This window comes from uncultured Aureimonas sp., assembly GCF_913775355.1.
GTDB lineage: Bacteria > Pseudomonadota > Alphaproteobacteria > Rhizobiales > Rhizobiaceae > Aureimonas.
The window spans coordinates 1-2,529 of record NZ_CAJYIU010000229.1 but is presented as its reverse complement, the minus strand read 5'-3'; the positions used below and the strand labels follow the sequence as shown (position 1 = coordinate 2,529).

The following is a 2,529-nucleotide window of genomic DNA, read 5'->3' as shown; positions in this document are numbered from 1 at the left end:
CTGCGCGCCGAGCCCGCCTTTCGCCTGCGGCTGCCCGACGAGTTCGCCGACGGTCGGCTGCACGAGGTCGAGATCCATGCCGACGGCCAGCCGCTGCCCGGCGGCCCGGTCGCGGTTCTCGCCTTCGCCGATACGCTCAACGCCCATCTCGACGCACGGGCCGAGACCGAGGGCGAGCGGTTGCGCGGCGAGCGCTTCGACCGCTGGTTTCCGAACGGCGTGCCGTTCACCGACTTCGAGCGCTGGGAGGCGCGGTTTCCGCTTCTCCCGAGGCCGCGTCTCGGCACCTCGCCCGTCGCGGTCGCCCTCGTCGGCGAGGACGGCGCGGAGGCGAGCCTTGCCGCGCCCGCGCTCGATGCGCTCGGCGACTGGATCGGCGTCGTTCTGCCGGAGCGCGACGGCGGCTTCGAGCCCGCCGATCTCGAAGGGTTCCTCGAGGGCGAGGCGGCCGACTGCGAGGCGGTGCTGGTGATGCCGGCCGGAACGCTCGCCCGCCCTGGCGGGCCGGAGCGTCTGGTGGAGGCGCTCCTCGCGGATCCCGGCGCTGCGATCGCCTTCGGCGATCGCCTCCTGATGCTGGAGGGAGGCGAGCCGGCGCCGTTGGCCGCCACCGCCTTCGACCACGAGCGCGCGCTGGAGCAGGGCTGCGCGGGCGCGCCCTTCGCGATCCGTCGCGCGGCAGCGCTCGCAGCCCTCGAGGCCGGTGCCGGCGACGCCGATCGCCTGTTCCTGCATCCGCTCGACCGGGCTCTCTCGGGCGCGGCGCGCCATCTCCACGTGCCGGGCTTCGGCTTCACCGTCCCGCCCGCCGCGCCCGGCTCGACGGACCGCCTGGCGGCGGCGGTGCGCGCGCATCTGGCCGCGCGTGGGCTCGCCGCGACGATCGAGCCCCGCCCGCCGGCGAGTCTTCCCGCCGTGCGGGTCCGGCGCGAGCCGCTGCCCGGCGCCTGTTCGATCCTTCTCGATGCCGGCTGGCATGACGAGGCGGCGGTCGCCGCCGCCCTGGAGGCGCTGGAGCCGACGCGCCGCCGACGCGCGGCGACGGTCCTCGTGTCCTCGCCGCGCCTCGACAGCGCGGCGCTCGCGCGCCTGCGCCTCGGCGGGGTCGAGGCGGAAGGCGCCGCACCCGGCCGCTCGCCGGCTCGCCGCTTAAGCGATGCCGCGGCGAGACTGTCCAGCGAGGCGCTCTGCCTTCTGTCGGTAGGCGTCACGCCGCTCGACGACCGCTGGCTGGGCGAGCTTCTCGGCCGCCTCGCCGATCCCGCGACCGGCCTCGCGGCGCCGCTTCTCGTCGGTCGCGCCGGCGACATCGTCGAGGCGGGTCTCGCCCTCGAACTCGGCACCGCGCCGCGCCCGCGCTATCGCGGCCGGGGCGCGGAGGACCCCGGTCACGGCGACGGCCTCGTCGTCGCCCACCAGGTCTCGGCCGTCGGCAGCCGCGCCTTCGCGACGCGGCGGGCGGACTTCCTGGCGCTCGGCGGGTTCGATTCCGTCCTGTTCCCGCGCCACCTCTACTCAGCCGACTATGCGCTGAAGCTTCAGGCGCTGGGGCGCCGCGTCGTGCTCGCGCCGGACGCGCGTCTCCTTTGCGAAGCGCCGGTGGACGAGGCGGCCGGTGGGCTGGCCGGGCCTGCGCTGCAGCGCGAGATCGACACGCTCTCGGTGCGCTGGGCTGATGTCGCGGCCGCCGATCCGTTCACGAGCCCGCTCCTGCGACGCGGCGGCGACGGGTTCGACGGCCTCGCCTGGCCGCCGGGCGACCTCGCGCCGCGCTCGGGGCTGGTTCCCCCGCCGCGCGCTGTCGCGCCCGGCTGGTAACGCCGCAGCCCGCCGTCAGAACAGGATGTCGTCGAAGTCGTCCTCGGCTGGGGCGGCAGTGGCGGGCGCCGCAGCGGCGCCCGTCTCGCCGCTCGAGCCCCCGAGCGCGGCGGCAAAGACGCTGCGCTCCTCCTTCATCGTGTAGCCGGCGCACAGGAGCGCATCGAGACGCGCGGCCTCCCCGGCCGGGAGTTCGCCGGCCGCAGGCGCGGCGGCGAGCGAGGCGATCGCGGCTGACAGCGCCCGCATCATCGCCGTGCCCTCCTCGTGCAGCGACATCATCTCGAGGACCGCGCGGATCTCGTCGCCCATGCCGCCGGCGGCCTCGGCGCTGGCAGCGAGCGCGCGCGCGCTTTCGGCCTCGGCGCTGGCAAGGCCGGTGCAGGCCGTGGTGAGGTTGCGGTCCACCGAGGCTTCCGCCTCGGCGATCGCCGGCAGGAGGCGGCCGGCAAGGTCCTGCGTGGCCGCGGCCGCGCGCTCGGTGCCGACACGGATCACGTCGACCTCCTCGCGCGCCTGCGAGGACTGCTCGCGGATCACGCGGGCGATGTAGCCGATCGTCTCGTCGCCGCCCTCGACATGGGCGGCCTGGATCGCGGCGTTGAGGCCGGCGAGGTTGAGGTGGAACTCGAGCCCGGTCATCTGGTCGGTCATCTCGATGAGATGGGCGGTGCGCTCGACGCTGCGCGACAGGCTGGCGGCGAGCGTCCG

2 protein-coding genes are annotated in these 2,529 nt (G+C 75.9%); one reads left to right on the top strand and one right to left on the bottom strand.

Annotation, left to right across the window (positions count from 1 at the left end):
- On the top strand, positions 1–1,818 hold a 1,818-nt coding region (locus QZ753_RS13945), incomplete at its 5' end, for a hypothetical protein (protein WP_294644417.1).
- Positions 1,819–1,833: 15 nt separating this feature from the next.
- On the opposite strand, the gene QZ753_RS13940 is transcribed toward QZ753_RS13945, so the two are convergent.
- Positions 1,834–2,529 (bottom strand): hypothetical protein (locus tag QZ753_RS13940; RefSeq protein ID WP_294644415.1); only part of this gene is annotated, 696 nt, incomplete at its 5' end.